The sequence below is a fragment of the Microbulbifer zhoushanensis genome (assembly GCF_021729055.1).
In the GTDB taxonomy this organism is placed as follows: domain Bacteria; phylum Pseudomonadota; class Gammaproteobacteria; order Pseudomonadales; family Cellvibrionaceae; genus Microbulbifer; species Microbulbifer zhoushanensis.
On the sequence record NZ_JAJSAO010000003.1, the window covers coordinates 517,147 to 543,871 of the forward strand.

General features: G+C 59.6%; 27 protein-coding genes. 21 read left to right on the top strand and 6 right to left on the bottom strand.

The annotated features are described in order from the left end of the window. Positions 1 to 202: 202 nt before the first annotated feature. The 6 genes from LVD10_RS08440 to LVD10_RS08465 all read left to right on the top strand — a co-directional run bounded on the left by LVD10_RS08440 (position 203) and on the right by LVD10_RS08465 (position 5,569). A complete protein-coding gene (locus LVD10_RS08440) occupies positions 203 to 1,408 on the top strand; it encodes a CaiB/BaiF CoA transferase family protein (RefSeq protein ID WP_237063029.1) in 1,206 nt (401 codons plus the stop codon). A 16-nt stretch (positions 1,409 to 1,424) separates the two neighbouring features. Continuing rightward, on the top strand, positions 1,425 to 1,613 hold the full coding sequence (locus LVD10_RS08445; RefSeq protein WP_237063031.1) for a DUF2256 domain-containing protein: 189 nt from the start codon (positions 1,425 to 1,427) through the stop codon (positions 1,611 to 1,613). After that, positions 1,610 to 2,914: a DASH family cryptochrome gene (locus tag LVD10_RS08450; RefSeq protein WP_233006592.1), complete on the top strand. Its 1,305-nt coding sequence runs from the start codon at positions 1,610 to 1,612 to the stop codon at positions 2,912 to 2,914. The genes LVD10_RS08445 and LVD10_RS08450 overlap by 4 nt, the downstream gene beginning before the upstream one ends. 17 nt (positions 2,915 to 2,931) lie before the next feature. Beyond that, positions 2,932 to 4,467 (top strand): cryptochrome/photolyase family protein, encoded by a 1,536-nt coding sequence (locus LVD10_RS08455; RefSeq protein ID WP_237063033.1) that lies wholly within the window; start codon positions 2,932 to 2,934, stop codon positions 4,465 to 4,467. A 97-nt stretch (positions 4,468 to 4,564) separates the two neighbouring features. Continuing rightward, a complete protein-coding gene (locus tag LVD10_RS08460; protein ID WP_237063035.1) occupies positions 4,565 to 4,807 on the top strand; it encodes a VF530 family protein in 243 nt (80 codons plus the stop codon). A gap of 222 nt (positions 4,808 to 5,029) precedes the next feature. Next, complete coding sequence (locus LVD10_RS08465; RefSeq protein WP_237063037.1) at positions 5,030 to 5,569, top strand: adenine phosphoribosyltransferase; 540 nt, start codon at positions 5,030 to 5,032, stop codon at positions 5,567 to 5,569. A 91-nt stretch (positions 5,570 to 5,660) separates the two neighbouring features. On the opposite strand, the gene LVD10_RS08470 is transcribed toward LVD10_RS08465, so the two are convergent. Both LVD10_RS08470 and LVD10_RS08475 read right to left on the bottom strand, forming a co-directional pair. Next, entirely contained in the window at positions 5,661 to 6,011 is a 351-nt protein-coding gene (locus LVD10_RS08470) for a YciI family protein (RefSeq protein ID WP_233006596.1), read from the bottom strand. A gap of 49 nt (positions 6,012 to 6,060) precedes the next feature. After that, positions 6,061 to 6,504: an SRPBCC family protein gene (locus tag LVD10_RS08475; RefSeq protein WP_233006597.1), complete on the bottom strand. Its 444-nt coding sequence runs from the start codon at positions 6,502 to 6,504 to the stop codon at positions 6,061 to 6,063. Between the two features lie 555 nt (positions 6,505 to 7,059). On the opposite strand from LVD10_RS08475, the gene LVD10_RS08480 reads away from it, so the two are divergent. From LVD10_RS08480 to LVD10_RS08500, 5 genes are all read left to right on the top strand, one after another. Further along, a complete protein-coding gene (locus LVD10_RS08480; protein ID WP_237063039.1) occupies positions 7,060 to 7,428 on the top strand; it encodes a PH domain-containing protein in 369 nt (122 codons plus the stop codon). Positions 7,429 to 7,493: 65 nt separating this feature from the next. Beyond that, entirely contained in the window at positions 7,494 to 8,222 is a 729-nt protein-coding gene (locus tag LVD10_RS08485; protein WP_237063041.1) for a polyamine aminopropyltransferase, read from the top strand. Between the two features lie 182 nt (positions 8,223 to 8,404). Next, entirely contained in the window at positions 8,405 to 10,012 is a 1,608-nt protein-coding gene (locus LVD10_RS08490) for an ABC-F family ATPase (protein ID WP_237063049.1), read from the top strand. Positions 10,013 to 10,271: 259 nt separating this feature from the next. After that, positions 10,272 to 10,481 (top strand): cold-shock protein, encoded by a 210-nt coding sequence (locus LVD10_RS08495; protein ID WP_233006605.1) that lies wholly within the window; start codon positions 10,272 to 10,274, stop codon positions 10,479 to 10,481. A 344-nt stretch (positions 10,482 to 10,825) separates the two neighbouring features. Further along, a complete protein-coding gene (locus tag LVD10_RS08500; protein WP_237063051.1) occupies positions 10,826 to 11,128 on the top strand; it encodes a putative quinol monooxygenase in 303 nt (100 codons plus the stop codon). A 23-nt stretch (positions 11,129 to 11,151) separates the two neighbouring features. On the opposite strand, the gene LVD10_RS08505 is transcribed toward LVD10_RS08500, so the two are convergent. Then, positions 11,152 to 12,909, bottom strand: a complete 1,758-nt coding sequence (locus LVD10_RS08505; RefSeq protein ID WP_439651228.1) for an ABC transporter transmembrane domain-containing protein — start codon at positions 12,907 to 12,909, stop codon at positions 11,152 to 11,154. Between the two features lie 299 nt (positions 12,910 to 13,208). On the opposite strand from LVD10_RS08505, the gene LVD10_RS08510 reads away from it, so the two are divergent. Next, the gene (locus LVD10_RS08510) at positions 13,209 to 13,670 is read left to right on the top strand and encodes a GFA family protein (RefSeq protein ID WP_237063062.1); all 462 of its coding nucleotides are present in this window, start codon (positions 13,209 to 13,211) and stop codon (positions 13,668 to 13,670) included. Between the two features lie 92 nt (positions 13,671 to 13,762). Beyond that, on the top strand, positions 13,763 to 14,233 hold the full coding sequence (locus LVD10_RS08515; RefSeq protein WP_237063064.1) for a DUF6942 family protein: 471 nt from the start codon (positions 13,763 to 13,765) through the stop codon (positions 14,231 to 14,233). A gap of 228 nt (positions 14,234 to 14,461) precedes the next feature. Here LVD10_RS08515 and LVD10_RS08520 read toward each other — a convergent pair whose 3' ends face one another. Continuing rightward, positions 14,462 to 14,827 (bottom strand): hypothetical protein, encoded by a 366-nt coding sequence (locus LVD10_RS08520; RefSeq protein ID WP_233006610.1) that lies wholly within the window; start codon positions 14,825 to 14,827, stop codon positions 14,462 to 14,464. Positions 14,828 to 15,016: 189 nt separating this feature from the next. Here LVD10_RS08520 and LVD10_RS08525 point away from each other — a divergent pair, with 189 nt between their 5' ends. Together LVD10_RS08525 and LVD10_RS08530 are read left to right on the top strand one after the other, a co-directional pair. Next, positions 15,017 to 16,222 (top strand): APC family permease, encoded by a 1,206-nt coding sequence (locus LVD10_RS08525; RefSeq protein WP_237063073.1) that lies wholly within the window; start codon positions 15,017 to 15,019, stop codon positions 16,220 to 16,222. Positions 16,223 to 16,392: 170 nt separating this feature from the next. Next, positions 16,393 to 16,983: a YdeI/OmpD-associated family protein gene (locus LVD10_RS08530; RefSeq protein ID WP_237063075.1), complete on the top strand. Its 591-nt coding sequence runs from the start codon at positions 16,393 to 16,395 to the stop codon at positions 16,981 to 16,983. A gap of 75 nt (positions 16,984 to 17,058) precedes the next feature. On the opposite strand, the gene LVD10_RS08535 is transcribed toward LVD10_RS08530, so the two are convergent. Then, positions 17,059 to 17,475: a VOC family protein gene (locus tag LVD10_RS08535; protein ID WP_233006613.1), complete on the bottom strand. Its 417-nt coding sequence runs from the start codon at positions 17,473 to 17,475 to the stop codon at positions 17,059 to 17,061. Positions 17,476 to 17,906: 431 nt separating this feature from the next. Between LVD10_RS08535 and katG the strand changes: the two genes are divergently transcribed. After that, positions 17,907 to 20,126, top strand: coding sequence for a catalase/peroxidase HPI (katG, locus tag LVD10_RS08540; RefSeq protein WP_237063082.1), 2,220 nt, complete (start codon positions 17,907 to 17,909; stop codon positions 20,124 to 20,126). Between the two features lie 110 nt (positions 20,127 to 20,236). Here the strand turns inward: katG and gst are convergent, their stop codons facing one another. Beyond that, positions 20,237 to 20,938 (bottom strand): glutathione transferase, Atu5508 family, encoded by a 702-nt coding sequence (gst, locus tag LVD10_RS08545; protein ID WP_233006615.1) that lies wholly within the window; start codon positions 20,936 to 20,938, stop codon positions 20,237 to 20,239. Positions 20,939 to 21,214: 276 nt separating this feature from the next. Between gst and LVD10_RS08550 the strand changes: the two genes are divergently transcribed. The 5 genes from LVD10_RS08550 to LVD10_RS08570 all read left to right on the top strand — a co-directional run bounded on the left by LVD10_RS08550 (position 21,215) and on the right by LVD10_RS08570 (position 26,397). Then, positions 21,215 to 22,618, top strand: a complete 1,404-nt coding sequence (locus LVD10_RS08550) for a MutS-related protein (RefSeq protein ID WP_237063084.1) — start codon at positions 21,215 to 21,217, stop codon at positions 22,616 to 22,618. Between the two features lie 248 nt (positions 22,619 to 22,866). Next, complete coding sequence (locus LVD10_RS08555; RefSeq protein ID WP_237063086.1) at positions 22,867 to 23,676, top strand: outer membrane protein OmpK; 810 nt, start codon at positions 22,867 to 22,869, stop codon at positions 23,674 to 23,676. 27 nt (positions 23,677 to 23,703) lie between these two features. Further along, a complete protein-coding gene (locus LVD10_RS08560) occupies positions 23,704 to 25,059 on the top strand; it encodes an NCS2 family permease (protein ID WP_233006618.1) in 1,356 nt (451 codons plus the stop codon). Between the two features lie 14 nt (positions 25,060 to 25,073). Beyond that, positions 25,074 to 25,655: a phosphoribosyltransferase gene (locus LVD10_RS08565; protein ID WP_233006619.1), complete on the top strand. Its 582-nt coding sequence runs from the start codon at positions 25,074 to 25,076 to the stop codon at positions 25,653 to 25,655. 478 nt (positions 25,656 to 26,133) lie between these two features. Continuing rightward, on the top strand, positions 26,134 to 26,397 hold the full coding sequence (locus LVD10_RS08570) for a hypothetical protein (RefSeq protein WP_237063088.1): 264 nt from the start codon (positions 26,134 to 26,136) through the stop codon (positions 26,395 to 26,397). Positions 26,398 to 26,725 lie beyond the last annotated feature (328 nt).

The window sequence follows — 26,725 nt, forward strand, 5'->3', positions numbered from 1 at the left end:
TACAAGATCCGCCCCTACGGCGTACATACCACCCGAAAATCCCGGTGGTTTCCATTCACCGTAGGGGCGAACCTTGTGTTCGCCCTGCCCGGAAAGAAAACCGGAACCGGACGCACGAATGACCAGGCTGGAAATAGCGACAGCCAATTCTCCGCAGAGAATCAATACACACCGGCCCGGGCAACCCCCGAAGGGAAAAACCATGCATAAAATTGACGGCCCCCTGAACGGCCTGAAAGTCCTGGATTTCTCCACCCTGCTGCCGGGCCCCTACGCCAGCATGCTGCTGGCGGACATGGGCGCCGAGGTGCTGCGAATCGAGTCACCCAGCCGCCCCGACATGCTGCGCGGACTGCCTCCGATGGTGGGGGGCAATGGCCCGGGAGCGGAAAAGGTTTCTGCCGCCCATGCCAGTATCAATCGCAACAAGAAATCCCTGGCGCTGGACCTGAAGAGTGAGCGCGCCGGTGAAATCATCCGGCGCCTGCTGACCGAATTTGACGTGGTGCTGGAACAGTTCCGCCCCGGCGTGATGGACCGACTGGGCCTGGGTTACAGTACCCTGCGCAAGATGCGCAAGGACCTGGTTTACTGCTCCGTCACCGGCTACGGCCAGACCGGCCCGATGAAGGGCCGTGCCGGGCACGACATCAACTACCTGGCCCTGTCGGGACTGGCGAGCTACTCGGGCCGCGCCGACAGCGGCCCCACGCTCAGCGGTACCCAGCTGGCGGATATCGCTGGCGGCTCGCACCACGCGGTGATGGGCATCCTTGCCGCCGTGTACCAGCGCGAGAAAACCGGCAAGGGGAGCCATGTGGATATCAGCATGACCGACTGCGCCTTCGCCCTGAATGCCATCAGCGCCGCCAATGCCCTTGCCGGTGCCGGTGAACCACAACTGGGTGGCGAGCTGCTCAATGGCGGCAGCTACTACGATTACTACCGCACTGCCGACGACCGCTACCTGTCGGTGGGCAGCCTCGAGCCCCAGTTCGCCGAGCAGTTCTTCCACGGCATCGGCTACGGGGAGTGGATAGAGCGGGTGTTACAGCCGGACCAGCAGCACGCCCTGAAACGCGATATCAGCGAGGTTATCGCCAGCCGCCCGCTGGACCACTGGATGCGGGTGTTTGAGGGCTGTGACGCCTGCGTGGAGCCGGTGCTGGGTTTCCTCGAGGCATCCCAGAGCGTCCTGATGCAGGAACGCGAGATGCTGTGCGACGCGGAACTCCCCAACGGCGAGACCCTGCACCAGGTCAATACACCACTGTCATTCGGCAGCGCCAAACCCCGCCGGCATGTAGCCGGCGCCCCGCTCGGCAGCCATACCCGCGAGCTGCTGCGTGACCTGGGCTACGATGGTGAGGAGATCGAGGCGCTGCGCAGCCAGGGCGTGATCGCCTGAGCCTGGGCACATCGCCATGGCCCACCGCAAACCCCACCTGCCGGAGAAGACCTGCCCGGTGTGCGGGCTGCGGTTCTGCTGGAGAAGGAAATGGGCCAACTGTTGGGAACAGGTGAAATACTGCAGTGAGCGCTGTCGCCGCCAACGCCAGCGGGGACAGCGAACGAGGCAAGACAGCGACGGCAGGGAGGCCGACCCCGAGTGAACCTGGTCTGGTTCCGCAACGACCTGCGTACCGCGGATAACGCCGCACTGACCGCCGCCTGTAACGACGCCCGGCGGCGGGGCCGGCAGGTGCGGGCCGTCTACTGCCTGGACCCGCGCCAGTTCCAGCGCGACCGGTATGGCTTCCGGCGCACGGAAAAATTCCGCGCGCGCTTCCTCCTGCAGACCCTGGCCGAACTGCGCGCACAGCTGGCCAGCCTGAATATCACCCTGCTGGTGCGCGACGATTACCCGGAAGCCGTGATCCCGGCACTGGTACGCAAGGCCGGTGTCTCCGACCTGTACCTGCAGCATGAGTGGACCCGGGACGACCGGCGGGTGGAAACCGCAGTGATGCGAGCCGAGGGTATGGCCCTGGTCACGCCACACCGATACTTCGACCAGTTCTTGCTGCACCCGGACGACGTGCCCTTCGCTACGGAAGAACTTCCTCGCGTGTTTACCGGGTTCCGCAAGGCCTGCGAAGCGGACTGGCAGGTGCGCGACTGCCTGCCCCGCCCGACGCCGATGCCCCGGGAAAACCAGGCAGCCGCCGGGGCCCCGCTGCCCACCCTGGCTGACCTGGGCCTCGAGGACTTTACCCCCGACCCGCGCAGCGCATTTCCCTTCGATGGCGGCGAGCTGGCCGCCCGCCAGCGCATCCAGGAATACTTCTGGGACACCGAGAACCTGGCCCGCTACAAGCACACCCGCAACGGCATGATCGGCACCGAGTACAGCTCCAAGCTGTCCCCCTGGCTCGCCAACGGCAGTTTGTCGGCGCGGCAGGTATACCAACAGGTCCAACAGTTCGAACGGGACGTAACTGCCAACGAGGATACCTACTGGCTGGTATTCGAACTGCTGTGGCGGGACTTCTTCCGCTACGTGAGCCTGAAGCACGGCGACCGCATCTTCCAGCAGGGCGGCATCCTGCAGGAACAGTACGACTGGCACCGCGACCCGGAAGAGGTACAGCGTTGGATCAACGGCGAGACCGGGTACGACTTCGTCAATGCCAATATGCGCGAAATCGCCACCACCGGCTGGATGAGTAACCGCGGCCGGCAGAATGTGGCCAGCTACTTTGCCCGCGAGCGCCAGCAGGACTGGCGCATCGGCGCCGCCTACTTCGAGAGCCTGCTGCTGGACTACGACGTGCACAGCAATTACGGCAACTGGATGTACAACAGCGGCGTTGGCAACGACCCGCGCGACCGCCACTTCAATATCGACAGCCAGGCAGACCGCTACGACCCGGACGGGGACTATCGCCGGCTGTGGCTACCCGGCAACGACTAACCCCACACAGGGCAAGCATGAAAAGACTGCGACTGATCCTGGGTGACCAGCTCAATCACAAACACAGCTGGTACAGGAACGACGATGACGACACCCTGTATTTCATCGCCGAGATGCGCCAGGAGACCGACTACACCAAGCACCATATCCAGAAAGTGGTGGCCTTCTTCGAGGCCATGGAGGCCTTCGCCAACCGGTTGCGGGACCAGGGCAAGAAGGTGGTGCACTACAAGCTGGACGGCAAGAACAATACCCAGAAGCTGGGCACCAATATCGCCGCGCTGGTGGAGGAGCGCGCTATCGAAAAGTTCGAATACCAGCTGCCGGACGAATACCGCCTGGACCAGCAACTGAAACAGCTGGCGGACGACCTGAGCATCGAGTGTGAAGCCTTCGATACCGAGCACTTCATCACCGGCCGCAATGAGCTGGCGGAGTTCTTCGAGGATAAAAAGTCGCTGCTGATGGAGAGCTTCTACCGGCATATGCGCAAGAAGCACGATGTGCTGATGACGGACAACGGCAAGCCTGAAGGTGGCAAGTGGAACTTCGACCAGAGCAACCGCAGGAAGTGGAAGGGCCAGCCGCAGATCCCCCACGAGAAGGGCTTTCGCAAGGACGTACGCAAGACCCTGAAGCGCATCGAGACCGCCGGGGTAACAACCTTCGGCAATATCGACCCGCAGAACTTCAACTGGCCCACAACCCGCGCAGACTGCCTCAAGGTACTGCGCTACTTCTGCGAGCATCTTTTAGTCCACTTCGGTGACTACCAGGATGCCATGGACCCTCACGAGACCTATCTGTTTCACAGCCGTCTCAGCTTCGCCATGAACAGCAAGCTGCTGCATCCGATGGAAGTGATCCAGGCGGTGATCGACCATTGGCAGAACCACAAGTCCACTGTCTCGCTGAACGAGGTGGAGGGCTTCGTGCGGCAGATCCTGGGCTGGCGCGAGTATATGCGAGGTATTTACTGGAAAGAGATGCCCGGTTACGCCCGCTGCAACCGGCTGGATAACCAACGGAACCTGCCCGAGTTCTATTGGACAGCAGAGACCGACATGAACTGCCTGCACAACGCCATCAAAAACAGCCTGGACCACGCCTACGCCCACCATATCCAGCGCCTGATGATCACCGGCAACTTCGCCCTGCTGCTGGGTGTGCACCCTGACCAGGTGGACGCCTGGTACCTGGGCATCTATATCGATGCCATCGAGTGGGTGGAGATCACCAATACCCGCGGCATGAGCCAGTTCGCTGATGGCGGCCTGGTAGCCACCAAGCCCTACGTCAGCAGCGGCAGCTATATCGACAAGATGAGCAACTACTGCAAGGGCTGCCGCTATAACGTGAAGGAAAAGACCGGCGAGGACGCCTGCCCATTTAACAGCCTGTACTGGAATTTCCTGGCTGAGAAGCGGGAACACTTTGCGGGGAACCAGCGGATGGCGATGATGTTGAGTACCCTGGACAGAATGGACCCGGACGACCTGGAAGGCCTGCGCTCCCGGGCCCGTCAGGTGATTCGCAGCCCGCACGATTACTGACCTTGTATTTCGCGTTAAGGGCCCGGCTGTCTATACTGAGCACTCTACCCGAAAGACGGCAAACCACCCGATAAGCTAGGATCGTCACCAAATCCCTATGCAGCAATCCCAGCCCAACAACCCCCTCCACGGCATCAAGCTCGCCACTATCGTCGAGGAGCTGGAAGAGCACTATGGCTGGGAGGGGCTGGCCGAACGCATCGATATCAATTGCTTCAAGAGTAACCCGTCGGTGAAGTCCAGCCTCAAGTTCCTGCGCAGGACCCCCTGGGCACGGACTAAAGTGGAGCAGCTCTACCTGGCCACCTTCAGCCGCGACAATCCCTGGGGAAAAAGCTGACAACAACACCGGGGAAAGAATTAACCTGGCCAAATCAACGGCCTGCCTCCCTGGCGAAATAGGCACAATCCCGGCCTGAATACTCCCCCCGCAAGAACCGGCTCAATAATAGCAAGCCAGGCGAGGCAATGGGCCAGGACATTCCCGTCCATATTGACCCTACCCGCCAAGCCAGTACAGTTAGTCCTTCCCTGATCATTCTCTGCATATCGAAGGTTACTTATGAGCCAGGGCTTTGACCCAAAATCGTATATCCGCACCATCCCCGACTGGCCCGAACCCGGTGTGCAGTTCCGGGATATTACTACCCTGCTGGAAAATGCCCGGGCCTTCCGCTGTGTGATAGATACCCTCGTGCAGCGTTATTTTGACGCCGATATCAGCGCGGTGGTCGGTGTGGATGCCAGGGGCTTTATCCTGGGTGCCCCACTCGCCTATGAACTGAAAACCGGCTTTGTTCCTGTGCGCAAGAAGGGCAAGCTGCCCTTTGACACCATTACCGAAAGCTACCAGCTGGAATACGGCACTGCCGAAGTTGAACTGCATGCCGATGCCCTGCAGGCCGGGGACCGGGTTATCCTGGTGGATGACCTGATTGCCACCGGCGGCACCCTGCTGGCAGCCAGCAGCCTGATCAGCAGACTGGGGGCGGAAGTCGTCGAGGCCTGTGCGATTATTGACTTGCCGGACCTGGGGGGCAGTGAAAAGCTCGGGCAACAGGGATTGAAGGTTTTTTCCCTTTGCCAGTATCGGGGCGAATAACCCCCTTGCCTGGTTTCAGGCTGGCCACCGCATTCGAACTCCTGCAATAACAGTGGCCCCTTTTAAACTCATGACCCCAAAGCGGGAGGCTCTATGGGGTCGGAATCGGCATACACTCCATCACTTCCACGCAGTCACCGGGAAAGATACTGAAATGCGGGTGGTGCTCAAATAGCTTTGCCGCGGCGTCGTGGCTGTCCGCCTTGATAATGACATAGCCGGTCATGTTATTACTGGTGTCGGTGATGCCGGCGGAGTCAATACGCTTGGTTTTGCCCAGCGGTCCACCGGACTCCACCAGGATGTCCTTATGGGTTTCCATCCAGTCGCCCCAGGCGGCCATGCCTTCCTGGATGCGCTGCTGGCGCTCTTCTTCGGACAGGTGCTCCCATCCTTTCATTGAGCCGGGAGTGCCGAGGTACATGGCGAGGTAGTTTTTCATTGTCGTTCCTTACATTGGTGGTATCGATTGCATGTTTAGCGGGTAAAAATCACTCACTGATTTCCGGTTCGACCAGGCGGGCCAGTGCCAGCAGTGACTCCTGCCAGCCCAGGTAGCACATTTCCACCGGGATCATTGCGGGAAGGCCCTCCGCGACGATCTTAAGCTCGGTACCACAGGACACGGGCTTCAGGGTCACCGTCACCTGCATGGTGCCGGGGAGATGCGGGTTGTCGAAGGTGTCGGTGTAGCGGATCCGTTCGTTCTCCACCAACTCCAGGTATTCGCCGCCGAAAGAGTGGCTCTGGCCATTGCTGAAGTTGATAAACGAGGCCCTGAAGGTGCCGCCCACCTCCGGCTCCAGGTAGTCGAAATTGGCGTAAAAGCCATCCGGCGGCAGCCATTTGGCCATTGCCTGGGGATTCAGGAAGGCGCGATACACGCGCTCTGTCGGGGCGCGCAGGATACGATGTAAATTTACGGTGCCAGTCATGGTGTTTCCCCTGTTCTTTGTTCCGTTGGTTGTCTCAGTCGCGTGCATGCTTGCGCAGGCGGGTCAACAATCTATTTGCCTTTTCATTAATAACTCCATAGTGCCCAAATGGGCAGCAGACCACTGTGATGCACTGCGGGTTGCCCTGCTGAATTCATGCGTCTTGATAGTTAGTCGAACGGAAGTGCTGGTATTCGACAATGGGCTGAAATTTTTTTTGGCTTTTTCCGGACTGGTTCAGCCGGCCTTCAGTTCGGCCAGGCACCGTGCGCGGAAGCGCTGTTCCGGGCCCTGCTGTGCCGGTTCCAGCATGCACCGGCAGGGGCGTGCATTTCATCTTTCCGACTCCAAGTGGCGGTAGAAACTGGCAGACTTTGCGCGCGGCAGGCGGTAGTCGGTGAGTGCGCCAAGGGGAAGCGCAGTCGCTGTCTGGCGCAGCCTCATTTTCAGGCTGTTATATCCGCGACCCAGGTCATTTCTATTGGCGCAATTCCATGTAATCATCCAGATTCTGGCCCCTGGCCAGTCAGCATATGTAGAAGGGGGAAAGGCATCGTGATCGATTTCGAAAACAAGACCATCTTCAAGCTCAAGCAGAAGCATTCCTACGCTGAAAAAGTATCCGAGCTTTTGATGGATGGCGAGGAAGTGCTGGATGCGTTCAAGTCCATGCGTGACGGGGTGGTATTCACCAGCAAACGCATTATCGCGGTCAATATCCAGGGCATTACCGGCAGCAAGAAGGCCTTCACGTCCCTGCCTTACAAGAATATCGTCGCCTTCTCTATCGAGACCTCGGGTACGCTCGATATCGACAGCGAACTGGAACTCTATTTCTCCGAGGTTGGCAGGGTGAGGTTTGAGTTCAGCGGCAAGGCCCGTATCAAGGATATCGCGCACTATATAGGCCGCTACGCACTCTAGGCACGATATAATCGAAGCATCGGGTAACGGCCCTAATCCACTCGCAACTTCAGGACGCAGCTTCCATGTCCCGCTTATTTGAAGAAATCGACAGCCAGCCCTCCCCCCTCGGGGAAATATCCCTGCGCCGGCGCCGCATCCCCGCCCTGGGCGACCGCGACATCTATGAGGTGAAGCTGGGCGAAGAATTCCTGATGTCCAGCATGTTTGTTGAGGCCGAAGAGGCCCTGTCTACACTTGGCCTGGCCGCGGTGGGGGGTGACAGGCTCGATGTGGTAGTGGGTGGGCTGGGCCTCGGCTATACAGCCGTGGCGGCATTAAAGGACGAGCGCATATCCGAGCTGCTGGTGGTGGAGGCCCTGGAGACGGTCATCGGCTGGCATAGGGATGAACTGGTGCCCCTGGGGAAGATCCTCAACGCCGACCCACGCAATCGCTATGTGCATGGCAGCTTCTTCGACCTGGCCACAGCCCCGCAGACCGGCTTTGACCCAGCCACCCCGGGCAAGAAGTTTGACGCCATCCTGCTGGATATCGACCACTCCCCCACCGAATACCTGAATGAAGCCAATGCCGGCTTTTACACCACCGGGAACCTGGCGCTGATGGCAGAGCAGCTCAGGCCCGGGGGCGTCTTCGCCATGTGGTCGCAGAACCTGCCGGAGGAGAAATTTGAGGCGTTGCTGCGGACGGTGTTCGAGACTGTGAATTCTCATGTGGTCTCTTTCTACAATCCGTTCCTGAGTGGCGAGTCGACCAATTCGGTCTATGTCTGCATGAAAGGTGCGGCCTAACGCGGGACATGGGCATTAGTGACTGCACGGTGTCGCCCGGGCCCTGACAACAACTGTATACCTTTTAGCCAAATCCCTCGACAGACAGCCCCCGGCCCCCTATAGTGCGCGGCCCGCCGTACGCATCCGCGATGGCGACTCGCACTGATACCGCCCACCTCCAAGCCCCCGGGAATACGCTCTTGATCACCACCGCCAACATCACCATGCAGTTTGGTGCCCAGCCGCTGTTTGAAAACATCTCCGCCAAGTTCGGCAACGGCAACCGCTATGGCCTGATCGGGGCCAATGGTTGTGGCAAGTCCACCTTTATGAAGATCCTGAGCGGCGCGCTGGCGCCGACCTCTGGCAATGTGTCCATGGAACCCGGCTGCACCCTGGGCATCCTGAGCCAGGACCAGTTTGCGTTCGAGGAGTACTCGGTGGTCGACGCGGTCATCATGGGCGATGCCCGCCTGTGGGCGATCAAGCAGGAGCGCGACCGCATCTACTCGCTGCCGGAAATGAGCGAGGAAGAGGGCATGCGCGTGGCGGAGCTGGAGGTGCAGTTCGCGGAACTGGACGGCTACAGCGCCGAGAGCCGCGCCGGCGAGATCCTGCTGGAAGCGGGCATCGAGGAGTCGCTGCATTTCGGCCTGATGAAGCAGGTGGCACCCGGCTGGAAGGTGCGCGTGCTGCTGGCCCAGGCACTGTTCGCAGACCCGGATATCCTGCTGCTGGATGAGCCCACCAACAACCTGGATATCCATACGATCCATTGGCTGGCGGAAGTGCTGAACCAGCGCCGCTCCACCATGATCATCATTTCCCACGACCGCCATTTCCTCAATTCCGTCTGCACCCATATGGCGGATATCGATTACGGCGAGCTGCGCATCTTCCCGGGCAACTACGAGGACTTTGTCGCGGCTTCCACCTTGATCCAGGAACAGCTGCACGCGGAGAACGCAAAAAAGACCGCGGAACTGGAAGAGCTGCAGAGTTTTGTAAACCGCTTCTCCGCCAACGCGTCCAAGGCCAAGCAGGCCAGCTCGCGGGCCAAGAAGATGGAAAAGATCAAGCTGGACGAGGTGAAACCCTCCAGCCGGGTGAAACCCTACATCACCTTCCAGCAGTGCAGGAAACTGCACCGGCAGGCATTGACCCTGGAGGGCATCGGCCATGGCTTTGACGGCGAACAGCTGTTTGCCGGCGGTGAGATGCTGCTGGAAGCCGGTGCTCGCCTGGCGGTGATCGGCGAGAACGGCGTGGGCAAGACCACCCTGCTGCGCTGCCTGGTGGACGAACTGCAGGCGAACAACGGCGTGGTGAAGTGGTCCGAGAATGCCGCCATTGGTTACTGCCCACAGGACAGCAGCGCGGACTTTGACAACGACCTCACCATCTTCGAGTGGATGTCCCAGTGGCGCACACCCAAGCACGATGACCTGATAGTCCGCGGCATACTCGGCCGCCTGCTGTTTACCGCAGACGACGCCAACAAGAGGGTCCGGGTCTGTTCCGGTGGCGAAAAGAACCGCCTGCTGTTCGGCAAGCTGATGATGATGGACACCAATGTGCTGGTCATGGACGAGCCCACCAACCACCTGGATATGGAGTCCATCGAGGCACTGAACAAAGCGCTGTCCCAGTACGAGGGCACCCTGATCTTCGTCAGTCACGACCGCCAGTTTGTCTCTTCGCTGGCGACCCGGGTGCTGGAGATCAAGGACCAGCGGCTGTATGACTTCCAGGGCACCTACGACGAGTACCTGGCGGACCGGGCGCGAGCGGAAGCCCGCGCGGCCTGACGGCTCGACTGACTTAACAGTACTGGCGCGGCTCCCCGGCACAGGCGGTGAGCTGCGCCAGGAAAAAAGCTGAACAATTTATAGACAGCGCCGCCATTTGCGGGTAATGTGACGGCTGCTAGAAAGAAAGTCCTCTATTGATACCGCTACTTCGCTGTTTTACTCGTAATACCTCGTCCTGCAGTTTTCAAGAGTCTTTACCTCCAAGCAACACCCGCCTCCCGTAGGCAATACTCTGTTTAAATTTCAGGAATTAGTTATGTCTAATACAGTTACCGGCACCGTCAAGTGGTTCAACGAATCCAAGGGCTTTGGCTTTATCGAGCAGCAGTCCGGCCCGGACGTTTTCGCCCACTTCAGCGCGATCTCCAGCTCCGGCTTCCGCACCCTGATCGAAGGCCAGAAAGTTGAGTTCACCGTGACTCAAGGCCAGAAAGGCCCCCAGGCTGAAAACATCGTAGTGATCTAACTCACTATCGATGTGAAAACGGGCCCTGCGGGGCCCGTTTTTGTTTGTGCTTCGTGTAGAAGCCCGCCTCGAAACACCGCCGCCTCCCCATTATCCCTCTACCCCACAACGGGCTTCTGACCTCCCAAATAGTCAGAACTGCACCTCCTCCGCTTGTTTATACAGCGGGGCCCGGATTTCGTCCCGGAGAGCAGCTCAAGGCCTGTATTGCGGGACAACCCGGATCAGAATATTGGTCTAGAATGGCCTGGGTGCCCGCCGGCAGCCGAAGGAAAATCGCCAAATGGTGCGACGAGCAGTGCCCGGACGACCTTGTTACGTATACTTCGGAAGAGGATAGCGGGATGGACGGCTATACGGTTTCGGTGGTTTTTGAGGCAAGTAGCGACAAAGTCGAAGAAATGGAACAAGTAGTGAAAGATGTCTACTTGCCCAGCATCCGCGAATCCGGCATGCGGGAATATCGCTGGTATCGCTCACGCCAGGACCCCAGAACTTTTCTGCTTTTCATGACCTGGGACTCGGAGGCTGCCTTCCAGGCCCATGTCAACACACCACATATACAGAAAGCAGAAGCCGATTTTGTCTCCAAAGGTATCCTGGTCAAACCGGCACCGGAGAGTTACTGGCAATACCTCAAGCCATAACAATGTCTTTTGGCGTCCGGAGCCTAGGCCCTGGAATCCTGGAACTGCAGTTCCGCCAGGCGCCTGTACAGCGGCGATGTGTCGATAAGCTCCAGGTGCTTACCCTGTGCCACCACCTGGCCCTGGTCTAATACCGCAATCCTGTCCGCATGCAGAATCGTCGCCAGCCGATGGGCAATGATGATGGTGGTGCGGCCCTGCATCAGCTCCTGCAGCGCCTGCTGCACGTGGTACTCGCTCTCGGCATCCAGCGCACTGGTGGCCTCGTCCAACAGCAGGATTTTCGGGTCTTTCAGTATCGCGCGGGCAATTGCCAGGCGCTGCTTCTGCCCGCCGGACAACCGGGCGCCCTGCTCGCCCAGGTGACTGTCATAGCCTGCCGGTAGCTGCCGGATAAACTCGTGGGCATGGGCGGCCTTCGCCGCTGCAATCACTTCCTCGTCGCTGGCATCGGGCCTGCCATAGCGGATGTTGTACCAGACATCCGCGGTGAACAGGGCCGGCTGCTGCGGCACCACGGCCATTTCACCACGCAGTACGCTCGTGTCTATTTCCCGGATATCCACGCCATCTAAAGTGATGCGCCCCGCCTGCGGGTCGTAGAAGCGCTGCAGCAGTTCCAGCAGGGTGGATTTGCCGGCACCGGACGGGCCCACCAGGGCCAGGCTCTTGCCCTCTTCCACCACCAGGTCCAGTGCCCGGATCGCGGGCTGTTCGAGCCGGGAGGGGTAGCTGAAGTCGACCCCTTCGAAGGCAACCCGGCCTTCCCGGGCATCCACAGTTGGCACTGGCCTGTCACCGCCCGTACTGACCGGGATTTCCGCTTCCACCTGCAACAGGTCCACCAGCCTTTCGGTGGCGCCGGTGGCGCGCTGCAGCTCGCTGTAGACTTCGGAGATAGTCGCCAGCGCCGAGCCCATCAGCATGGCGTAGAACACAAAGGCGGCCAGGTCCCCGGCGGTGATGCGCCCGGCAATCATGTCGTTGCCCCCCACCCACAGCAGCGCGCTCACCGCGCCGAACATCAACAGTATCACCACCGCGATCAGCAGGGCCCGCTGGCGTATGCGCCGCCTGGCCACCCGGAATGCGGTTTCCACTTCGCGGCCGAACGCCTGTTTCTCGTGTTCCTCGCGGGTGTAGCTCTGCACTGTTTTTATATGCTGGATAATCTCACCGGCGTAGCTGCCCACATCGGCAATCGAGTCCTGGCTGGCCTTGGACAGCTTCCGCACCCGCCGGCCGTAGAGCACGATCGGCAGCAGCACCAGCGGCACGCCCACCAGCACCATCAGGCTCAGCTTGAGGTTGGTGAACAACAGCAGTACCAGCGCGCCGACAAACATCAGCGAGCTGCGCAGTGCCATGGAGAAGGAGGTACCGATGATATGTTGCAGCAGGGTGGTATCGGTAGTGAGCCGGGACATGATCTCGCCACTGCGGTTCATCTCGAAATAACTGGGATGCAGCGTCACGATATGGTCGAACACCGCCTTGCGCAGGTCCGCCACCACGCGCTCGCCCAGCCAGGACACCAGGTAATGGCGCGCGTAGGTACCCACAGCCATCAGCAGGGCCAGGCTCATCAGTACCAGCACCGCGGTTCGCAACGCGGTACCGGAGCTTTCCACCAGTCCCTCATCCACCAGCAGTCGGATTCCCTGGCCAATGGAGAGGGTAATGCCCGCAGTAAACACCAGCGCTACCCCCGCAGCCACCAGGACCTTTTTATACGGGCGCATAAACTGCCAGAGCTCGGCCATCATCTCGCGGAAGCTCATCGTGGATGAGCCCCGGACTACCGGTTTCTCGACTGGTGCACTGGTGCTGGGTTCTGCTGTGTTCGGCATAGGCTCCTGCTGGCTGGATCACGGACAAGTCCACAAGGCAAATCACACGGCCGGGACGAAGGGCTTGCCATCGGGGCGGGCGGTGGCGGTATTGACTTTAGTCGCCCGGTGGGGATCAATGAGTCGGCACAAAATGCCGGTTACCGCAGGCCGAGTCAATCGCCGAACTGGCGATGCCGCCCCGTTAACCGGGCACTGAACCATAAAACTTTCCCTGGAGGAGGTTGGTAATGACCCCACTGCGAGGTGGCTGCGCCTGCGGCCAGGTGCGGTACGAATCCACGGCAGGGCCCCTGGTGCAGTTTATCTGCCACTGCCGCGATTGCCAGCACGCCAGCGGCGGTGCCTTTTCGGCCTTTGTGTTCGTGCCGCGGGACAGGCTCACCTACCTTTCCGGGAAGATGCATCACTACGATGTAAAGGCGGAGAGTGGTCGCGAATTGCGCCGGCAGTTCTGCAGTGCGTGCGGTTCGCCGATATCGGCGCACTGGCCCGCATCGCCGGTGGTGGAAATGCTGACCGTGGCCAGCCTCGATGACCAGGGTATCTTTGCCCCCACCCATGAACTATGGGTTTCCCGCGCGGAGGCCTGGCACCCATTCCACCCGGACACCATCAAGCTGCCGGAGGGACCTGCTGAGGGAGTGGTACGCGATCCAATTCGGGCTTACTTTGCCGCGCGCCGGGAATGACTGCAGCACTGTCGAGCCAGCTGCAAGCCTATACCGGCCGTGAAACAGACCTGTCGACTCCCCTGGGTACCTATCGCTGCTGGGATAAAAAAATGACATCAATAGATACGCTGGGTTGCCCCGAGCCGCGACTCGCCCTTTACCTGCCCCATCGCCCGAATGGCCTGTCGCAACTCGCTGCAGCCCCCGACAGCCAGCGGTTAATCGACGCCAACTCCAACCACTGGCGCAAGATTGTCAACCTGCTGGCCAAGGTCGCGAGCCCGGACGCCGAGGGCTGGCGCCAGTTCAGGGATGAAGCGCTGTTTCGCCATACAGCACTCTGCTTTACGTCCATATTATCTGACAGCGCCTGCTGGCACTGGATCGGCGGCAAGGACAACCTGCAGCGCTTTGGCAGCCTGGGGCAATCGGCGGAGCCGCTGCCCGGGTGTCCATCTGTGCGCATTGATGCGGAGAAGCGATTGTTACTGACGCCCTACCCGGATTACCGCCAGCTCAGTAACGAAGTAGTGAGCCACATCCGCACAGAGCTTGGGCGCTACCGGTTTTATCAATTCTGACCCCGCTTTCCCTTGTCCGGCCAGCGGACCGGCCCCAAACTCCTGCCCGCTCACCCCTTACTGCTCAACGCGCGCCGTTTACCAGTTTCTTTTCTAGCTTTGCTGCTCGGCAGGTAGCCCATCATTCGACAGCCATATGGACAATGGCAAACTTACATCTTGATCCCCGGGTACAAGTTTGCGCCGTTTGTGATAATAAACCCCGGATATTGGCCCTATAAATTATGGTCAGTGCTCCAACACTGCCGTACTGCCCGCAATAAGGCAGGCCTCCTGCCCCGGCAAGTCCCGGTTTTCACACCGGGATCGATTGCCGGGCCAACCCGACAGAAATTCGTTTGCCGCAGAAACCTGCCGGGATATATCTGACACGCCCCGGTAATAGAAGACAAACCTGTGCCTGCCTTTATTCAGTATCACATGGAATACGGTTGGCAAAGTCGTCACGTGATAGCGCTCTGCATCCAAGCGATCCAGGTGCCAGAGGACATACTGGTTCTCAATCGCAGTTGAAATCTGCGGCTTGAAGAGAATCGCCGCCAGGACCAAAACCAATGCAGATCCTGCTACAAAACATATCCGGTATTTACCCATCGGGCGCACCTCTCCTTGCAGTTATCGAACGGCTTCACACATAGCTTGGCTTGGTTTCAACCAAATTCCCGCCGGACTGCTCCCGGGTAACACCGGCCTACATTTCATGCCCTATCCGCAGACACCGCGCTTACCGGCAAGTCGCGCTAAAATCCTAGACCACCCTGATGCAAACCGATATGTAGACAGATGCCCGGGACAGTTCCCCTAAAACGCTCTCTTTCCCTGCCCGTAGTGAGCTTCTATGGCATCGGCACCATTATCGGTGCCGGCATCTACGTGCTGGTAGGCAAAGTGGGCGGGGCGGCGGGCATGGCACTTCCGTATGCGTTTTTACTGGCGGGTATTATTGCCGGATTTACGGCACTGTCTTACGCGGAGCTGGCGTCACGATTCCCTGTAAGCGCGGGCTCCGCTGCCTATATCTGGCAGGCGTGGCAACGGCGATGGCCGGCCCAGGTTGTGGCCGCGCTGGTGGCACTCACCGGGATTGTATCGGCGGCCACAATTGCCAACGGCTTTGTCGGCTACCTGGCGATCTTTGTCCAGGTTCCGGATGCACTGGCCATCACCCTGCTGGTGACACTGCTGACGCTGATTGCCCTGTGGGGCATCAATGAGTCCGCACTCACCGTCATGCTGGTCACACTGATCGAGGTGGGTGGCCTGCTGTTTGTGATTTACGCCAGCCGCAATGCCACCCCGGCCAATACATGGAGTTCGATTACCGCGCTGCCCAAATGGGATGCCGTGCCCGGTCTACTGGTAGGCAGCTTCCTGGCCTTCTATGCATTTATCGGCTTCGAGGATATGGTCAATACTGCCGAGGAGGTCAAGAACCCACGGAGAACCCTGCCACGGGCGATACTGCTGGCCATCTGCACGTCGACGGTGCTGTATATGGTGATTGCCGCACTGGCGGTGCGCACCCTGCCGGTAGCAGAGCTGGCCCGGAGCGAAGCGCCCCTGGCCACCATGGTCACCAATGCCGGTTATTCACCGGCATTTATCGGCGTGATCAGCCTGTTCGCGGTGGTTAATGGGGCACTGGTGCAGATCATCATGGCATCCCGCCTGCTGTACGGGATGGCAAAGAAGCAGATGGCACCGGGGTTCCTGGCCAAGGTGAATCCCAGGACACGGACGCCGGTGATAGCCACCCTGCTGATCGGGGCGTTTATCCTCACCTTCGCCCTGTGGCTACCGCTCACCGCCCTGGCAAAGATCACCAGCTTTATCATGTTGCTGGTGTTTTGCCTGGTGAACAGTGCGCTACTCACCATCAAGGCCCACGGGGCCGGCCGCGAGGAAGGCGTAATCTGCTACCCCGCCTGGATACCCGTGGTAGGCCTGCTTTCCTGCCTGGGCCTGATGAGCTTCTCCGCATTCGGCTGAGCAGGCTCCAGTTACGCTTTCCTGCAGCCAATCGGTGCTGCTGCCCCTTCTCCCGGTGAGGCTTAGGTCACACACCTGTGAATAAGCAGGCGCAACGCTATTCCGCCTGCAAGTTGCCGCCATATACTGGCAACACTTTCCTGGAATCTCTCACTGCCGGGGCATCTCTTGTGACGAAAAAGAACCCACACGCCGATCGTTTCTTCACGTCTTCCAGATCATGGCAAGAGGAGTTTAATGCCCTCCGCGCCTTGCTACTGCAGAGTGAGCTCGACGAGCAGCTGAAGTGGGGCAAGCCCTGTTACACACTGGGAGACAGTAATGTAGTCATCATGCAGGGCTTCAAGGGATTCTGCGCCCTCCTGTTTACGAAGGGCGCCCTGCTTCAGGACCCGGACCGCATACTGGAAAAACCCGGTGAGAACACACAATCGGCACGCCGCATACCTTTCACCAGCGCGCAGCAGATTGATGGGATGAAAGGCAGTCTCGGTCGCTATATTGCGGATGCCATTGAGGTTGAAAAGTCCGGGAAAAAGGTAGCCTTCAGGAAGACAGAAGACTTTCCCGTGCCAGAGGAATTCCAGCACAAACTGGACGCCATGCCTGAATTAAAGGCCGCCTTTGCGGCCCTGACTCCCGGGCGTCAGCGCGGCTACCTGCTCCACTTTGGTGGCGCCAGGCAATCGGAGACACGGACAAGCCGGGTGGAGAAATGCATCCAGGATATACTCGACGGGAAGGGCCTGAATGACCGGTAACAGGATCGCCCTCAGCGCGATGCAGGGGTAACAGAGGGGCCGTCCGGACAGGGCCCCGGGCGTTGGCAGTAACAGTTACTTGAACATCAATTCCGGGTTCACCATCGACTTCATCTCCAGCACATTGCCGTTCGGGTCCTTGATAAAGAACGTCTCCTGCTCGTACTCATCGCCGACGAAACGACGGTAAGGTTTATCCAGGTATTCGAGCCCGGCTTCCTCGATACGGCCCTTCAGCGCCTGGAACTCGTCGTCCGGCAGGTGGATGCCGAAGTGCGGGACGGCGACAGCACCCATATCCACTTCGTGGCGCACATTCGGCAGCTGCTCCTCACTCTGGTGCAGGGTCAGTTCGTTGCCCCAGAAGTCGATATCCACCCAGCGGCCTTCCTCGCTGTTACCGGTTTTGCATCCCAGTACGTCGCAGTAAAAGGCCTTGGCTTTTTCCAGGTCACCGGCGGGAATGGCCAGGTGCAGACAATTGGATTTCATGGTGCCTCCATTACTTTATTCTTTTTAGAATAGCTTGGCGGAAGATAAATAATCACGCCAAACATCATCACAATGTTATGAACATCCTAATAATATCTTCGTCGGCGCACGAATCATAGTTCAGGCCGGTTAACGCATCTCGAGATGATGTACGCGCCAAACCTGCTCCGGAAATAGAGCTCACGCGTACGCACGGCTGGCAGGGGACGCTGCAGCGGCGCCGGGCAAAAAGCCGGGAAGCCTTTTACGCTGCATCCGGATTGGGAGCAGCTACTACTAATAGGAAGGACCAATCAGCCAGATATAATTTCGCTATCACTGTAGATTGGTCTCCTCTATCAAAGCGATAACAAGGTCTAATTTCCTTCGAATTGCGTACCTCTATAGCCTTCGCTCGTGTAATCGATGATGACAATAAGGGACGCAACCCAATGTTCAAGAAAAGCCTACCCATAGCCGCGGCACTTGCCGTTGCCATTGCTGGCAGCGCCAGCGCCAACGACACGCCCATGTCCAACCAGGACTGGTGGCCGGAGAAACTCGACCTGCAGCCGCTGCGCCTGCACGCAGCCAAATCCAACCCGATGGACGAAGACTTTGATTACGCGGAAGCATTCCAGAGCCTCGACCTGGATGCGGTGAAGAGCGATATCGAGAAGGTACTGACCACCTCCCAGGACTGGTGGCCGGCAGACTACGGCCACTATGGCCCCTTCTTTATCCGCATGGCCTGGCACAGTGCCGGCACCTACCGTGTTTACGACGGTCGCGGTGGTGCCGGCGGTGGCCAGCAGCGCTTTGAGCCGCTCAATAGCTGGCCCGACAACGGCAACCTGGACAAGGCCCGTCGCCTGCTGTGGCCGGTTAAACAGAAATATGGCAACAAGATTTCCTGGGCCGACCTGATGGTACTGGCCGGTAACGTGTCACTGGAATCCATGGGCTTCGAAACCTTCGGCTTCGCCGGTGGCCGCGAGGACGACTGGGAAGCCGACGTGGTCTACTGGGGTTCCGAGCGCGAATGGCTGGGTAACGACAAGCGTTACCAGGGCGACAAGAAGCTGGAAAAACCCCTCGCCGCCTCGCAGATGGGCCTGATCTACGTAAACCCGGAAGGCCCCGGTGGCAACCCGGACCCGAAGGCTGCCGCCAAGCGCATTCGCGAGACTTTCGGTCGCATGGCAATGAGCGATGAGGAGACGGTAGCCCTGATCGCCGGTGGCCACACCTTCGGTAAGGCCCACGGTGCGCACAAGCCGGAAGAGTGTGTTGGCGCGGCCCCGGCCGGTGCCGACATCGAGGAACAGGGCTTCGGCTGGAAGAACAAGTGCGGCAAGGGTAACGCGGAAGATACCGTAACCAGTGGCCTGGAAGGCGCCTGGTCCGCCAACCCCATCGCCTGGAGCTCACAGTTCCTGGATAACCTGTTTGGCTTCGAGTGGAAGAAAACCAAGAGCCCGGCCGGTGCGACCCAGTGGGAGCCGGAAAATGCGGAACAGGTGAAAATCGTCCCGGACGCGCACGTCGCCAATAAGCGCCACGCACCGATGATGTTTACCACCGACCTGTCGCTGCGCTTCGACCCGGAATACCAGAAGATCGCCAAGCGCTTCCAGAACAACCCGGAAGAATTCCAGCAGGCCTTCGCCAAGGCGTGGTTCAAGCTGACTCACCGTGACCTGGGCCCGCGGGCGCTGTACCTGGGTGACGAGGTACCGGAAGAAACCCTGGTCTGGCAGGACCCGATCCCGGCGGTGGACTACACCCTGGTAGACGATGCCGATATCCGTGAACTGAAAGCCGAAGTGCTGGAGAGCGGCCTGTCCGTACCGGAACTGGTGCGCACCGCCTGGGCTTCTGCCTCCACCTTCCGCGGAACCGATATGCGCGGTGGTGCCAATGGTGCTCGGATCCGCCTGGCCCCGCAGAACGACTGGGCCGTTAACGATCCCGCGGAGCTGGACCGGGTACTGGATCGTCTCGAGCGCATCCAGAAAGACTTCAACCGCAAGGCATCCGGTAACAAGCAGGTATCACTGGCCGACCTGATCGTCCTCGGTGGCGCAGCTGCCATTGAGCAGGCGGCAGAAAAAGCGGGCCACGATATCGAGGTGCCGTTCACCCCGGGCCGCAACGATGCAACCCAGGCGCAGACTGACGTCCAGGCCTTCAGCTTCCTGGAGCGCAAGGCCGACGGCTTCCGCAACTACTACACCGAGGATGCGCATTTCGCACCGGTGGATATGCTGGTCGACCGTGCCAACCTGCTGACACTGAGCGTGCCGGAAATGACGGTACTGGTCGGCGGTATGCGTGCCATCGGTGCCAACCACGATGATGTGAAGCACGGTGTATTTACCGACCGCCCGGGGGCACTGACCAACGACTTCTTCGTGAACCTGCTGGACATGTCCACCAGGTGGTCGAAGTCTGCCGAGGAGAACGGCCTCTACGAGGGCTATGACCGCAAGACCGGCAAAATGAAGTGGACCGCCACTCCCGTGGACCTGATCTTCGGCTCCAACTCGGAACTGCGCGCAGTGGCCGAGGTGTATGCCATGAACGGTAACCAGGAAAAGTTCGTTCAGGACTTCGTCGACGCCTGGACCAAGGTCATGACCCTGGACCGGTTCGACCTGGAGAAATCCTGAATCCGGCGAAGGTGAACCGCTAATACAATGCGGTAATCCAGAAGGGGCGGCCAACTGGCCGCCCCTTTTTTATGTGACTTGACCGGGCGGCATGCCCAGCCATGCAGCTGCTACCCGATCATCTTGCGCAGGGAGTCCTCGATCTGCCCCCCGCAGTAGCCCCGGCCCATTTCCTCCCGCTGCTCCGCCAGGAAACGCCTGATATTCGGGCGAGCCTCCACCCGCTGGCACAGGCCGGCGATATGGGGCGCGTTCTCCTGCAGGTCACCTTGCAGCTCCGGGAACGAATACACCATGGCGCCGAACAGGGCTGCAGTGGCAATATCGGCGACCGTCAGCCGGGAACCCAGCAGGAAGCCCGTGCCATTGCTGCCGCCATCTTTCAGCCCATGTCGCAGGCCGGTGTTCTCGAATACCTTCATCCATTCCGGCAGGCGTGCGTAGCGGAATGCCTCCCAGTTGCTTTTTGTCCACATCACCTGCCCGTTGCTGTTGGTGATTTCCATCAACACGTCGTTGCAGTCCAGGATTGTCTTCAGTGCCAGCGTATGGGTCTCGGCGCGCCTCGGCAGGTAATCGTATTCGCGGCCCAGGTGCATCAGGCAGGCCGGCATCTGGGCAAAGTAGGTTTTGCTCTTGCATTCGTAGAGATAGGGCGGCGCCATGCCGGGATTGTGGATTCCCAGGCTGCGTTCCGGGTAAATCTCCCCGGCGTCGTGCCGTTCATACTGCGCCCCCACCTCCTCGAGGAACAGCTGGATAAAATTGCCGCGAAACGGCAACGCCCAGTAATAGAGTTTGTATTCCAGCAAGGTGCCTCCCCGGGCTGGACGAATCCGGCAAACGGATGACCGGCTTCCAGCACTCGATGCGCTTCGAAGCCTGAAGCTTAGCAAAGTGGTGCATGGCGAGAGTTGCTGGCCATAATGGCGCGTAAATTTTCCGTATAATTTTACGCCGGGATAAATACTTGCCATGATGCTTCCTGTGGTGATGCAGGAAACCCTGGTCCCGCACTTCTGCCACACACGGCAATAATACCGGCACGAGGTAACGCCAGCCTTCCTTACTGAACGGGAATCCTGCCCATGACCGATCGCTGTGCCCCCGATGAAATCCTCGGCCTCGATAGCAATACATTCAAGGACCTGGAAATTTTTGAGGCCGGCGCCGGCCAGGCCAGTCTGTTCGATTTCTGCAACCAGTCGCGCACCGAGGGCGGTGCCGCGGTACTGCGCCGACGCATGGAGCAACCGTGGTCCACTGCTGTGCGGATTCGCAGCACCCAGGAATCCGTCACCTTTATCGCCACCCACCCCCAGGTATTTTCCAAATTGCCATCGGCCTACGTCATCGTCAGCACGGAGGCCTATATGCGCGAAATACTGCCCGCCGTGGATTACCGCAACCCGCTTGAGTTCGCGCTGGGTGCGCTGCAGATGTGGACCAACCAGGACAGCCACTATTTCAGTATTGTGCGCGGCGTGCAGGCCACCGCCCGGATGATACGGGCGTTGCGCGCCTTCCTGGTCCAGCCCGGGCTGGCGTCGCTCCGTGGCGAACTGGTTCCCCTTATCCGGGAGATGCGCTCACTGCTTAGGCGCCCTCACATGGCCCGCGTTCCCGACCAGGAAATCGGCCACTGGGGCATGTGGCGCATGCTGCGCCTGGACCAGGTCTTGCGGACACAGGAGAAAAACACCGTCACACGGCTGCTGGAACTGGTCTATGAGATCGATGCCCTGTTCGCCATAGCAGAGGCCACTCGCAAGCACGGATTCAACATGCCGGTTATAGAGCAGGGACTGCCGCGGGTGGATGTGGAGGGACTGGTGCATCCCTATCTCGAGCGACCGGTGGCCAACCCGGTTGCACTCAACCAGGACCAGCGCGTGCTCTTCCTCACCGGTCCCAATATGGCCGGTAAAACAACCTACCTGCGTGCATTCGCAACCGCGCTCTACCTGGCCCAGCTGGGCATGGGCGTCCCGGCAACCAGTTTCCGCTTTGTGCCGGTACAGTGGCTGTTCAGCTCCATCTCCCTCTCCGATGACCTGCGCCAGGGCGTCAGCTATTTCCGTGCCGAGGCCCTGCGCGTAAAGGCAGTGGCACAGGCAGTGACCGACGGCCACAAAGTGGTGGCGCTGATGGACGAGCCTTTCAAGGGAACCAACGTCAAGGATGCCTTCGATGCTTCGCTGGCCATCCTGGAGCGCCTGTCGGCAAGGGAGAACTGCCTGTTTATGTTCTCCTCCCACCATATTGAGCTCAGGGACCACCTGCACGTCGCCAATGGCCAGGTCGATTGCCGTTACTTCGAGGCGGAAGAGACTGCGGGGCGCCTGCGCTTCGACTACCGGTTGCGTAGCGGCATTTCCGAACAGCGGCTGGGCATGCGGGTCCTGCGGGAAGAGGGCATTTTCGAATTGCTCGACGCGCTTCCCACTCCAGTCGATAACCATACCCCCGGGGCCGCTACTGTGGAGAGCTGAGTCCAGCAACGGCCTCCTACAGACTGGCCAGCCACCCCGATGCCGGAATTATTTTCCCGCTTTTCCCTTTATGCGGGACCGCTATTCCCACAGCATGTCCACGCATGCAATCCACCCGGTAAAAAGTTGGAAATCCGGTCATGAATCCGGTAAATTCCGCGCTCATTTTTTAACCAGATGCCGGACAGGACGGCCGGACGCCAGCGCGGGGCGAGCTTTACCGCGGTTTGCTGACCCAGAGGTACCCGATGCAGCTGTCCCTGTCTTCCCTGTCAATTTCTTCCCGATTGGCCGCCGGCCTGGCTGCCCTATCACTGCCGTTCCTGGCCCAGGCCGAGATGCTGTGGCAGGACAACAGCCTCAGCTATCTGTACGGCAATGACTACGAGGTCGACTACAGCCTGGACACGGACGATTCCAGCCGCAACGTGGTGACCTTCGAGCACGCCAGTGGCCACAGCTGGGGCGACCTGTTCATGTTCGCCGATTACCTGGCCTCCGATGCGGGCTCCGACGAGCTTTACACCGAGGTGTCACCGCGCCTGAGCCTGGGCAAGCTCAGTGGCCGCGAACTGTCCTTCGGGCCGGTTAAGGACGTGCTGGCTGCCGGCACACTCGAGTTCGGCAATATGGACGACCCCAACCATCTCACCGCCACCGGCCCACACTTCACCAACAGGCTGGCGGGCATCGGCTTTGACCTGGCAGTGCCGGGCTTCAATTATGTGCAGGCCAATATCTACCACCGCATCAATGACGACAGGGCGGACAACGAGCAGCTGACCCTGGTGTGGGCACTGCCGTTTGCCCTTGGCAACGCGGATTTCCTCTACGACGGTTTTATCGACTGGACCAGTGCGTCGGCGGACGCGCACCCGAGCATGAATTTTGCATCCCAGCTGAAATGGGATGTCGGCGCCCGCTGGGGCCAGCCGAAATCCCTGTATGCAGGCATCGAGTACGTGCATTGGAACGATAAATTCGGTATCAAGGACGGCTCCTTCGGTATCGACTCCAATGAACGCAACATAAACCTGCTGCTCAAGTATCATTTTTAAGCATTACTTTCGGGATTAAACCAGACCATGAACCAAGCCCCCGCTTCTGCGACCGACAAGACCGCAGTACCCCAGTCGCCCGGGAAAGCCTCACTGCTGGAGCGCCTCTTCAAGCTGTCCGAGCGCCAGAGCAGTGTCCGCCAGGAAATAATTGCCGGTGTCACCACCTTCCTGACGATGGCCTATATCATCTTTGTTAACCCGAACATCATGGCCGCAGCCGGCATGGACAAGGGTGCGGTGTTCACGGCCACCTGCCTGGCCGCGGCCATCGGCTGCCTCATTATGGGGCTCTACGCCAACTACCCCTTCGCACTGGCACCGGGCATGGGCCTGAACGCCTTCTTCAGCTTCGTGGTCGTCGGGGAGATGGGCTACAGCTGGCAGGTAGCCCTGGGGGCGGTATTTATCTCCGGTGTGGTTTTCCTGCTGCTGAGTATCTTCAAGGTGCGGCAGTGGATTATCGACAGTATTCCCATGTCCCTGCGGCAGGCACTGGCGGCGGGCGTGGGCCTGTTCCTGGCCATTATCGCGCTGAAGAGCGCCGGCATTGTGGTCGCCAGCCCGGCCACCCTGGTAACCCTGGGGGATATGACCTCCAGCGATGCCATCCTGGCCGCGCTGAGCTTCTTCCTGATCACCGCGCTGGCGTTCCGGCGCATGCTGGGTGCCGTGATGATCGGCATTCTTGTCACCACCGCGATTTCACTGGTGATGGGCAAGGTGCAATACGCCGGCCTGGTTTCCGCCCCGCCGAGCATGGCAGCGACATTCATGCAGCTGGATATTGCCGGCGCCTTTGAAGTGGGCATGATCAGCGTGATCTTCGCCTTCCTGTTCGTCGACCTGTTCGATACCGCCGGCACCCTGCTGAGCACCGCCGACCGGGCCAAGCTACTGGATAAAGAGGGCAAGCTGCCGGGCATGGGCAAGGCGCTGATGGCCGACAGCTCGGCCTCTGCCGTGGGCTCCCTGCTGGGTTCCTCCACCACCACGACTTATGTCGAGAGCACTGCGGGCGTTGCCGCTGGCGGACGCACCGGCCTCACCGCCGTGGTCTGTGCCGGCCTGTTCCTGCTGGCCCTGTTTTTCTCGCCGCTGGTGGGTATGGTGCCCGCCTACGCCACCGCCGGTGCCCTGATGTACGTGGCAGTGCTGATGACTTCGGGCCTGTCCTCCATCGACTGGGATGACATTACCGAGGCGGCTCCGGCGGTCATCGCCGCGGTAATGATGCCGCTGTCATTCTCCATCGCCAACGGTATCGCCCTGGGCTTTATCGCTTACGCGGTCATCAAGACCCTGAGCGGTCGCTCGCGGGATGTCAGCATCAGTGTTTACCTGCTGGCGGCCCTGTTCATTGCCAAGTTTGTATTTTTCTAAGGTAGGGAAGTAACGTGAAGAAGCATTTTATCAGCGCGCAGCAACTGCTGGCAGACTCCTACGCACTGGCAGAGCAGGTTTTCCAGAGCGGTTTCCGCCCCAACTACATTGTCGGCGTCTGGCGTGGCGGCGCACCCGTGGGTATCGCCGTGCAGGAGCTGCTGCACGTGATGGGCGTGGACGCGGACCATATTGCCATCCGCACCTCGTCCTACACCGGTATTGGCCAGCGCGACAAGCATGTGCGGGTGCATGGCCTGACCTACCTGATCAAGCGCCTGGAGTCCCACGACAACCTGCTGATCGTGGACGACGTGCACGACTCAGGCCTCAGCATCGACCAGACCATCAAGGACCTGCAAAAGGCCTGCAAGAAGAACACCCCGCAGATCCGCGTGGCGACGCCATACTACAAGCCGGCGAACAACAAGACCGAGCGCGAGCCGGATTACTTTATCCACAAGACCAGCCAGTGGCTGGTGTTCCCGCATGAGATCGACGGCCTGACCCGCGCGGAAATCCTGGAGAACAAACCGGAACTGGCACCCTACATCGACCGCATTGCCACCGCCGATGCGGAGCCTGCCCCCGCCTGACATTTATGATTATCGGGGGCAGGAATGCCCCCGCCTGTTTTCAGGGCAACGCCCGACCCTCTCTTCTTTCCTCCCTTTACCATCATCACCAGATCCCCAAGCTGGCCTGCAAGGCATGAATCGCCATGGTCATAGCTCTGGCGAGCAATCCCAGTAAGCCAGGATTTAGCCGGGCAGTACCCCACACAAACTCACTGTGTGATTCACACTCTCGCCGCAGCCTTTCGCCTGCCTGAAAATCAACTATCTTCCCATAAGAGCGATGCCGCTCTGCGTGAAAAGAAAAAATACGTTCGACATAGCTTTCCGACCCAAATGGCACTCTGGTACATACTGCAATTACATTATCTTACACCCGGTCGTAGGCGGCGCCAGCGGGTGCTATAAAACGCGCCAGAGTGAGAGCTGGGAGTGCAGCAGTCCCCGGGGAATCGGGCTGCCGGGCAGTGTTTATCACTACCGAAGATAAGGATTATTGATGAAAGCATTTTTGATCAACGCCCTGGGGCTTTTCGGCTCCTGGCAGCTGATAGACATTTCTTCAGAAAGCACTTTCCGGTCGGGTATTGCCCCGGTGATTTTCACCTTCTTTCTTGTTTCGTCCCTGTTGTGGCTGGTTGTCACTTTCGGTAAAGACCAGCGCAGTGGCAGCAGGCAGTATTCCGGGGGCGACGCAGCCGGCATCTCCAGCGCCAGCAATGGTGCAGACGGTGGTGGTGGTGGTGATGGTGGCGACTGCTAACCCTCTATCAGGCGCAGCCTGATCCAGTTTCCCACCCGCCGAACCCGCACCGTTTTAATATTGCCCGGCCGGGCCACTCTCACATACAAACAGCTGCCGCTGGTCACGGCTTCACTGAGTGCTGTTTGCCGTCCGTTTAAGCTGGATATCAATCGGCAGAACAGCACCAGAAGCTGGCGCCCATGTTCGATTACGCACTGAATACGCTGGATATTGATGCCTCCTTCTTTACCTAAATCGTCGATTACCTGTCCGAAAATGGTTATTCCCCGGCCAGTGATATTTATCTCTCGGCACTATGTGACCTCGGCGAGGGTGAGGTCGGCGA

Excerpts from the sequence above, each read along its gene's own strand:
- LVD10_RS08440 (WP_237063029.1), top strand. The coding sequence starts at position 203 with ATGCATAAAATTGACGGCCCCCTGAACGGCCTGAAAGTCCTGGATTTC.
- LVD10_RS08445 (WP_237063031.1), top strand. The coding sequence starts at position 1,425 with ATGGCCCACCGCAAACCCCACCTGCCGGAGAAGACCTGCCCGGTGTGC.
- LVD10_RS08455 (WP_237063033.1), top strand. The coding sequence starts at position 2,932 with ATGAAAAGACTGCGACTGATCCTGGGTGACCAGCTCAATCACAAACAC.
- LVD10_RS08460 (WP_237063035.1), top strand. The coding sequence starts at position 4,565 with ATGCAGCAATCCCAGCCCAACAACCCCCTCCACGGCATCAAGCTCGCC.
- LVD10_RS08465 (WP_237063037.1), top strand. The coding sequence starts at position 5,030 with ATGAGCCAGGGCTTTGACCCAAAATCGTATATCCGCACCATCCCCGAC.
- LVD10_RS08470 (WP_233006596.1), bottom strand. The coding sequence starts at position 6,011 with ATGAAAAACTACCTCGCCATGTACCTCGGCACTCCCGGCTCAATGAAA.
- LVD10_RS08475 (WP_233006597.1), bottom strand. The coding sequence starts at position 6,504 with ATGACTGGCACCGTAAATTTACATCGTATCCTGCGCGCCCCGACAGAG.
- LVD10_RS08485 (WP_237063041.1), top strand. The coding sequence starts at position 7,494 with ATGTCCCGCTTATTTGAAGAAATCGACAGCCAGCCCTCCCCCCTCGGG.
- LVD10_RS08495 (WP_233006605.1), top strand. The coding sequence starts at position 10,272 with ATGTCTAATACAGTTACCGGCACCGTCAAGTGGTTCAACGAATCCAAG.
- LVD10_RS08500 (WP_237063051.1), top strand. The coding sequence starts at position 10,826 with ATGGACGGCTATACGGTTTCGGTGGTTTTTGAGGCAAGTAGCGACAAA.
- LVD10_RS08505 (WP_439651228.1), bottom strand. The coding sequence starts at position 12,909 with ATGAGCTTCCGCGAGATGATGGCCGAGCTCTGGCAGTTTATGCGCCCG.
- LVD10_RS08510 (WP_237063062.1), top strand. The coding sequence starts at position 13,209 with ATGACCCCACTGCGAGGTGGCTGCGCCTGCGGCCAGGTGCGGTACGAA.
- LVD10_RS08515 (WP_237063064.1), top strand. The coding sequence starts at position 13,763 with ATGACATCAATAGATACGCTGGGTTGCCCCGAGCCGCGACTCGCCCTT.
- LVD10_RS08520 (WP_233006610.1), bottom strand. The coding sequence starts at position 14,827 with ATGGGTAAATACCGGATATGTTTTGTAGCAGGATCTGCATTGGTTTTG.
- LVD10_RS08525 (WP_237063073.1), top strand. The coding sequence starts at position 15,017 with ATGCCCGGGACAGTTCCCCTAAAACGCTCTCTTTCCCTGCCCGTAGTG.
- LVD10_RS08535 (WP_233006613.1), bottom strand. The coding sequence starts at position 17,475 with ATGAAATCCAATTGTCTGCACCTGGCCATTCCCGCCGGTGACCTGGAA.
- katG (WP_237063082.1), top strand. The coding sequence starts at position 17,907 with ATGTTCAAGAAAAGCCTACCCATAGCCGCGGCACTTGCCGTTGCCATT.
- LVD10_RS08550 (WP_237063084.1), top strand. The coding sequence starts at position 21,215 with ATGACCGATCGCTGTGCCCCCGATGAAATCCTCGGCCTCGATAGCAAT.
- LVD10_RS08555 (WP_237063086.1), top strand. The coding sequence starts at position 22,867 with ATGCAGCTGTCCCTGTCTTCCCTGTCAATTTCTTCCCGATTGGCCGCC.
- LVD10_RS08560 (WP_233006618.1), top strand. The coding sequence starts at position 23,704 with ATGAACCAAGCCCCCGCTTCTGCGACCGACAAGACCGCAGTACCCCAG.
- LVD10_RS08570 (WP_237063088.1), top strand. The coding sequence starts at position 26,134 with ATGAAAGCATTTTTGATCAACGCCCTGGGGCTTTTCGGCTCCTGGCAG.